At 68.0% G+C, this 8001-nt stretch carries 5 protein-coding genes and 1 pseudogene; 4 read left to right on the top strand and 2 right to left on the bottom strand.

Features of this window, described 5'->3' with window-relative positions; genetic code table 11:
• Positions 1–204: 204 nt before the first annotated feature.
• Both surE and G6R25_RS18840 read right to left on the bottom strand, forming a co-directional pair.
• Positions 205–1155: pseudogene (gene surE, locus G6R25_RS18845) on the bottom strand (5'/3'-nucleotidase SurE).
• Between the two features lie 1019 nt (positions 1156–2174).
• A complete protein-coding gene (locus G6R25_RS18840; RefSeq protein WP_163554031.1) occupies positions 2175–3488 on the bottom strand; it encodes a YncE family protein in 1314 nt (437 codons plus the stop codon).
• Positions 3489–3742: 254 nt separating this feature from the next.
• On the opposite strand from G6R25_RS18840, the gene G6R25_RS18835 reads away from it, so the two are divergent.
• From G6R25_RS18835 to G6R25_RS18820, 4 genes are all read left to right on the top strand, one after another.
• Entirely contained in the window at positions 3743–4405 is a 663-nt protein-coding gene (locus G6R25_RS18835; RefSeq protein ID WP_235949043.1) for a polysaccharide deacetylase family protein, read from the top strand.
• Between the two features lie 441 nt (positions 4406–4846).
• Complete coding sequence (locus G6R25_RS18830; protein ID WP_235949041.1) at positions 4847–5329, top strand: polysaccharide deacetylase family protein; 483 nt, start codon at positions 4847–4849, stop codon at positions 5327–5329.
• Between the two features lie 237 nt (positions 5330–5566).
• Entirely contained in the window at positions 5567–6718 is a 1152-nt protein-coding gene (locus tag G6R25_RS18825) for an alpha/beta hydrolase (RefSeq protein ID WP_163554030.1), read from the top strand.
• Positions 6719–6861: 143 nt separating this feature from the next.
• Complete coding sequence (locus G6R25_RS18820) at positions 6862–7770, top strand: cytochrome c oxidase assembly protein (RefSeq protein WP_163554029.1); 909 nt, start codon at positions 6862–6864, stop codon at positions 7768–7770.
• Positions 7771–8001: the final 231 nt, after the last annotated feature.

Here is an 8001-nt window from a genome sequence, read left to right as displayed (position 1 = left end):
TCCTACTAGAGGGCCTGGGCCGGAAGGCGTACCCCAGGAACGTGAATGAGGTGTGCTCGCACAAGCCACGCTGCCTGTCGTCCTTACAGTACACGATCTTGGTCTTGGTCGGCTGCAGTCGCAGTCCGACCTACCTCCAACCGGCTGGTGAGCGCGGCCAGCACCACGCAAGCCTCCCGCTCCGAGGGGAAATGCTTCCTGCTGTCAAAGAATTCTGTGGAGCCAGCCCTCGGTGGAGCCGTCCACGTCACAGTCCGCTTCCAACGGGGTGAGACTGACGAATCCGTCCTGGATGGCACGGGTGTCGGTACCCGCGGGAGCGGGCTGGTCGTTCGGAGTGAGCCCGATCGTGTAGGTACCCGGCTGTCCCGCCTTGTAGGTGAGATCGAGGGCCACGTTGGTGTCCAACGCGGTGGACCGGACCCCCTTGGGGGGCAGCGCCGAACCGGGCTTGCCCGTGGCGGGGTCGACGGGGCCAGCCAGAACAGGATAGTTGACGTTGAGACCGACGTTTGAGGGCATCAACACACCGTGCTGCGACTTCTCCTCCAGCCGGCGGACGAGATCCACCACGTACCCGGCCGAGCTCTTCGTGGCGACGGCGGTTCCCTCCCGCCAGGCACTCGAGGTCTGCATGCTGACCGCGATCGCGGGTACGCCGAACTCGAGCGCGGTCAGGGCCGCGTTGACGGAGCCCGAGTGGTTGACCGCCTGACCGAGGTTGTTACCCGGGTTGATCCCGGAGATGACCAGGTCGGGTTTGGTGTTCCGGTAGAGCTGGTTGAAGGCGAAGAACACGCTGTCCGACGGTGATCCTGAGGCGATCGTCCACACCGACGGCTCGGGCCTGGCAACCGTCAGCTGCAGGGGAGGGATGGAGAAGCGACCACCCTAGCCGCTCTGGTCGGTACCGGGTGCCACGACCACGACGTCATGCCCAGCAGCCTTGAGGGAATTACGCAAAGCGGCGATCAGTGGGGTGTCGGAGCCTCCGACACCCCGCCATCCGTCGTCGTTGGTGAGCAGAATGTGCAAGGGAAGCGCGGGCGCGGGTGTGTGGGTACCAGGACCCGCCGCCGACGCGCTCGACGCGGTGCCGACCAGCGAACAAAGGATGGCCACACCAAGGACGAGTGGGATTCTGCGTTTCTTCATTCCGTGAACGTAGAGTCGTCGAAATAGCATAATTTCCGATTTTCGACGAATTCTCGACAAATATAGGGATAACTTTCGGTGGATGTGTCGACAGATTTACCCTCTGTGTTTGACCGATTGTTTCGGGGTGATGACGATGTTTCTGTTGCGAGCTGGGTAGGGGACGCTGGGTACGGGGCGTGGTCGTATCCGGCCGTAGACCCGCACCTGTCCTCGGTCCCTCCGGGACGGGTACGAACAGGAACGCGATGTCCTCGGCGTCGGTTTCGACCCGGGACGCGAACAGCTTCATCGCGAGCAGGCATTCGGCGGAGGCGACGTCGACGGTGAGGTGCTCGGCCTTGGCGCCGCGCCGGCCCAGTTCATCGTTGAGCTCCTGGAGCAGGCCGATGATCGACTCGCGGCCGAGGCCCGGACCGGTCATGTCACACCCGCTGGAGCGCGCCGCTGGTGATGAACACGCCGCGTTTTTTTGGGGAGGGAGGCAGCCGTCGCGGTGCAGGATCCGCCGGGCACCTCGCCTCATCATCCGGTCATGCCGACCGCCGGAGTGGACCGGCGTCCCGGCCGTATGCAACGGTGCGTCCAAGCCAGTGCCCAGCCACGCACCAGGAACTCCCGTGCCGCAGCCTGCCATGCCTGCGTCGTCGCCCGCGCCCGCCGGTTCCGGTGTGCCCGCCGGCTGTGCGCCGGCGGAGTTGTCGACGCTGCCTGTTCTTCGGCGAGGATGCCCAGTACGCCATCGACCGGCTCTGGGCTGATCGAGTTCCAGGTTACGGCCATGGTGGAGCCAACGTGTCTGTGGACGCACGGGAACCGCAGGGTGTGCGGAACGTACGTTCGATTCAATAGATGATGTTTCCATGGGTGAGTTTGCGGGATGGGCAGGTAGGCAGGTAGGTAGGTAGGCGAACCACCAGGAGCGGCTGCGACGGTTCCGCGACTGGATGCAGGAGAGCCATCCGCGGTACCCACGGCGCGGAATCCGGCCTCCGGGCGTCCCGGAAGGTCGGTGATGGTCAGCGCATGATTCCGGTGTGGCCGAGGGAGTAGCGCCCGGGTTGCGGCCAGACGGCGAGCCCGTGCGGCTCGTGGCCGACAGGGATCTCGGTCAGCAGCCGGCCGGTCGTCGGGTCCGATCCGCCCTTATCGCCGGTGTCGAACACGTACACGACGTTGCTGCGTCGTCCGGACAGCCACAGCCGGGTCCCGTCGGCGTTGACGTTGCCCATGTCGGGGGTTCCGCCGCCGGGGATGGGCCAGGCGGCGACGATCTTTCTGGTAGCGAAGGAGATCACGGACACGGAGCCGTGGTCGCCGTTGTGGGGGAACGGGAGCATGCCGGAGGTCATCATGCCGCCCCGGTTGGCGACGTAGAGGTGGCGGCCGTCGCGGCTGGGGTACATACCGTGGGCCTCCGGCCCGGTCGGGACGAAGCCGATCTTGGTGAAGGCGTCGCCGTCGATGAGGTCGACGCCGCCTGCGTTCATGTCGGCGACGTACCAGACCCGCCCCGCCTGCTCGAGTTTGATGTCCTGGGGGGCAGCGGTGCGCCCGAGGCCGAGGTATCCCAGGACTCGCTGGTGCACGAGGTCGATCTTGACGAGCCGGCTGGCAAACTCGCAGGTGGCGATCGCGTAGGTACCGTCCGGGGAGAAGTCGACGTGGTTCACGCCCGCGCACAGGCTGCCCACGTCGAGGCTGTGCCGCAGGGCGAAGGTGTGCGGGTCGCGGAAGTCGATGCGGTGGATCGCCTCGGCGATGACCATCGCGTTCGCGCCGTCGGGGGTGAAGTACAGGTTGTAGGGATCCGTGACCGGCACGGCCGGGCCGGCGAGCCGCCCGGTCCGTGGGTCGATCGGTGACAGGCTGTTTCCGAGGTTGTTATTCACCCACAGTGTCCGCAGGTCCCAGGACGGGACCACGTGCTGCGGGGCGCGTCCCGTGCGGTAGGTGGCCACCACACGTAGGGACTGCTGGTCGATGACACTGACCGTGCCGTCCGCGAGATTCGGGACGTAGACGAGCGACGGATCGGCCTTCACGATCGGGCTCAGCATCCCGGCGCGCGCATGGGCGTAGACGTCCACGGCCGACAGCGTGCCGTCGCCGTCGGCCGGGCTAGCAGGCTGGTGCGGTGTCGGCCCGGACGAGGAGGCGGCCGCGGGGGAGTGCGGGGCCTCGGCGTTCGCGCCGCGGCCGTCGCTGGACACGATCAGGACGATTACGGCGAGAGCGACGAGCAGTGCCACCACTGCGGCCACCATCAGCAGGCCCCGTTGCCGGAACGCGTGCACGTCGCGGTGGCGATTGGGGGATCCCCTGACTGCCACGCGGTCAGCCTAGCCATGGCGGCCGACGCCGGTCCCGCCGACCTGTGAATGCCGCCCTCGGGTCACCGAAGTCTTCTCGGCCCAACGGGTCCAGGCGCTTGACTATCCGGGTGGATGGGGTACTGGCGAAGATTCTTAACTCTTGTTTATCGATGATGCGGTATGCCATGATCACGATTCGTAGAATGTTGGTCTATGGACCGAAGAGTGATTCTGTCGCTACTGAGCATCGGTACGGCACAGGCCCCCTGCCGTTGTCCGCGCCGATTCCCTCCCCGTATCCGGGCCGTCCGGTCGTCGTCTCCCATGCGCCCAGCCGGACCCGGAGAATCGCCCTGACGATCGACGACGGCTATGACGCCACGACGGTCGCCGGTTACGTGGCGTTCGCCCAGCGATCGAAGATCCCCATCACGTTCTCGCCGAACGGCGCCTACCGGGCGATCTGGGATCGTCACGCCGAGGCTCTGCGCCCGTTGGTCGAGACCGGCCAGCTGCAGATCGGCAATCACACCTGGACCCACAAGAACCTGCTGTACGAGACGGACACCGCGATCCGCGCCGACGTCGAGAAGAACGAACAGTGGATCCAGCAGACCTTCGGGATCACCAGCCGGCCCTGGTTCCGCCCGCCCTACGGCGCCCACAACCACCACGTCGACGGGCTCGCCGGCGAACTCGGGTACACCCGGATCCTCCTGTGGGACGGCAGCTTCGGCGACTCGACCCTGCTCACCCCGCAACAGCTCATCGGGCTCGCCCAGCAGTACCTCCAGCCGGGAACGATCATGCTCGGCCACGCCAACCACCTGACCGTCCTCGGCCTGTTCGACCAGATCGAGCAGCTGATCGAGCAGCGTCAGCTTGAGCCGGTCACCCTGGACACCATGTTCGGCACCTCCCGGGCCGTCGGCTGACCGCACACCACCCCCGGTCGGCGGCCTCCGGCCCCGTCCCCGCCCGGAGGGAGAGTTGCCGACCGTAATGCCGTGCCGGGTAGCCTGCGCCCATGCCCGAGTCGGTCTCCCATGATTCCTCGCGTCGACGCTTCCTCGCCGGGGCCGGCGCGGTGGTCGCGGCCACGGGGTTGGTGGCCTGCGCCGCTGACGGATCCACCCCCGCCGGGCCGTCGCCGTCGTCGTCATCCGCCACGACCGGCGGCGGCACCTCGGCCGCGACCACGGCGGCTGCGGACCCCGGCGGCCCGGGGCTGGTCCCGGGGGGCAGCGCGGTAGCGGTGGCCAACGGACCGCGGGATCGGCCCCGGGCCGCGCTCACCTTCCACCTCGGCCCACACCAGACCGGCCAGGACCTCACCCTGGCCCATTCAGCTGCTCGCCGACGCCACCCGACTCTCCGTGCCGATCACGGTGTTCGCCGTCGGACGATGGCTGGACGAGCACCAGGATCTCGTCCCGGCCATCCTGGCGGGCGGCAACGAACTGGCCAACCACACCTATACTCACCCGACACTGACCGCGCTCCCGACCGACCGGGTCGCCGCCGAGATCACGGGCTGCCGGGACGTACTGGCCCGCCTCGCGCCGACCCAGGGCCGCTACTTCCGACCCTCCGGCACGAGCACCGCCACCCCGCTGATTCTCACCGAGGCCGGCGCCGCCGGGTACCGCACGGTCGTCGACTTCGACGTCGACCCGCTCGACTACACCGCCCCGGGAACCGACGCCGTCGTCGTACGAGTACGGGCCGGCACCCGACCGGGCTCCATCGTGAGCATGCATTTCGGCTACCCGGGCACCGTCGCCGCATTTCCCCGGATCATCGCGAACCTCCACACGGCCGGCCTCACCCCGGTGGCAGTACACGACCTGCTCGCCTGACGGGTCTCACCCTCACCACCTACTCTGAACGGCCGGCATGATCGTCTTTTTGGGGTCGTGCGCGTCGGATCGGGTGTCCGCCGCAGACCAGACACCATGATCCGGATCAAACAGCCCCTCCGTGGACGTTTTACTGCAGGATCTGCTCTTGGCGGGACAGCCCGTGGGACGGGCTCAGACACAGCACCTGCCGAGGAGTCCAAGGACGAGTGTCTACTTGCCGGGTAGGAGTGGGCGTTGGGATCGCTGGTCGTCATCGGGAAGTGGTTCATCCTGTCGTTGGCCGGGCTTGCGCTGCTGTCCTGGGTGGGCTGTGTGCTGCTGGCCCGGCGGGGACGGGTGGTGACGGTCACGATGACGGGGCTGTCGGTGGTGCTGACGCTGGCGACGGTGGCGGATCTGGTCAACGCTCATTACAGCTACCTGCCCCGGGTCGACGACGTCATCGGCATTCGGTCGTGGCCGACGGCGTCGGTGCGCGAGGCCGCGGCGCCGGCACCGCCGCGGCCGCACCCGAACGGGTCGGTCATCGATCTGCCGGTCAACGGGGTCCGTAGCGGTTTCGGTGTCCGGGAGGCGATGGTCTACCTGCCTCCGCAGTACTTCACCGAGCCGCAGGCGCGCTTCCCGGTGGTCTACCTGATGCACGGTTCGCCGGGCGCCCCGGTCGACTGGTACCGGGCGAACCGGGCGGCGGAGGTCGGCGCGCTGCTCGCCAGTGAGAGCCGACCCGCGATCCTCGTCGCCCCCCGGTTGAGCCACGGCTGGCTCGACGACAGCGAGTGCGTCGACCGGCCCAGTGAGCACATCGAGACCTATCTGGTCGACGATGTCATCCCCACGGTCGACGCCCGCCTGCGCGCGATCCCGGACCGGGCTGACCGGATCTTCGCCGGGATGTCCGCCGGCGGCTACTGCGCGCTGAACCTCGGGCTGCGCCACCGTGATCTCGTCGCGACGATTGTGGACATGTCCGGGATGAACAAGCCCACGCACGACGGGGGAATGGCCGGCCTGTTCGGGAACCGGCCCGATCTCGAGCTCGTCGCCGCGTCCAACACCCCGGCGCTCTACGCGCCGACCCTGCCCCTGTACCCGTCGATGCGGGTGTGGATGGACAGCGGGCGCAGTGATCGCGAGGCGCTGTCGGACACCCGGAACATGGCGTCCACCCTGTCGCGGCGCCCGGGCTTCGGCGTCGTCCTGCGGCTGCGGCCGGGCAGCCACGACTTCAGCGTGTGGCGACCGGCCCTCCGCGAGAGCCTGCAGTGGGCGGTACCACCGAGCGGCACCACCTCCGCCCTCGCGGCGTCCACTACCGGTGGCCGGCGCCCTCGCCCGCACGCTCTTGTTCGCCAGAATCATCACCGCGCCGGCACCACCACGTAGCGTGCCCAGGGGCCGCGAGATGCGGTCTCGGGAACGCGGTAGCGTGCAGGGGGGGAACCTGGACGGGATCGGGATTTGTCTTCGCGTCGCCGCAGGTCCCGACGCTGCCGCAGGGTCCGACACTGCCGGGTCCACCGTCGGGGGTGGCCGCCCTGTCGTCGCCGTCCCACCCGTGGGCGACGTTCCATCTGGATCCGGTTGCCTGCGGGTTGATCGGGATCGCCGCGGCGGGGTACGCCTACGGACTGCTTCGTCTTGCCGGACAGGGGGAGAGCTGGCCCGTCCGGCGTTCGGTGGTGTTCTTCGGTTCCGGCCTGCTCAGCCTGCTGTTGTTCACGATGGCCTGGCCGGGTGCCTATGCCCACGCCTTGTTCTCGGCGTACATCGTCCAGGTTCTCGGCCTATTCATGATCACACCTGTGCTCCTGGCGTGTGGTCGGCCCGTCGAACTGGTCCGGTCTGTCGCCTCGGATCGGTCGCGCCGGATCGGGGGCCGGCTCACCCGGGTGCGACTGCTACGCGGCGCGGTCAGCCCGATTTTCGGCGCTCTGCTGGTGCCGGTCATCACCTCCGTCGTCGTGTTCACCGGGATCTCCGGAGCGAGCTTGCGAAGCGAGCCGCTCTATCACGCTCTGCAGGTCGCACTGCTGGTGCTGGGTTTCCTCGTCGCGGTGCCGCTGATAGAAGGATCGGCGCAGGTGACCGGGATCGCCGCGGCAGCCGCGCTTTTCATCAATTTCCTGGAGCTGTTGCTGGACAGCCTTCCGGGCGGAGTGCTGACGTTTCGCACCCACCTCCTGGTGCCTGTCCAGTACCTCGCTCTGCATCGTTCCTGGGGGCCGTCGCCGCTGACCGATCAGCACACGGCTGGTGCGATCCTGTGGGGCGTCGGTGAGGTGGCGGACCTGCCTTTCATCGCCGTGCTGATGGTGCGCTGGATGCGGGTGGACGAGCGGGAGGCCCGCGAGGCGGATCGGTTGCTGGACGAGGCCGAAGGGGGCGCGACGCTCATGCGGCCATGGTGGGAGACGGATCCCCGCCCACCCCGGTGAGCGATCGGGTCGTGCCTTTCCGTGTCGTCGCGACCCCCGGCCCGCCCTGCCGATCGTGGACGAGAGCTCGGCCTGGCCCCTGGCGACCTCATGACCTGGCTGGCGGATGCGCGGTCCTGCTTCGTCCGCCGGGCGCCGACCGCTCTACAGGAAGCCTGATGTGAGGACCATGTGAAGAACCGCGGATAGCCAGTTCTTGGGCGACGGATGAGGAACGGAGGGAAACTCGGC

The organism is Candidatus Frankia alpina (assembly GCF_902806485.1).
Classification (GTDB): Bacteria; Actinomycetota; Actinomycetes; order Frankiales; family Frankiaceae; genus Frankia; species Frankia alpina.
The sequence above is the reverse complement of the archived record's forward strand: the minus strand, read 5'-3'. Positions and strand labels throughout refer to the sequence as shown.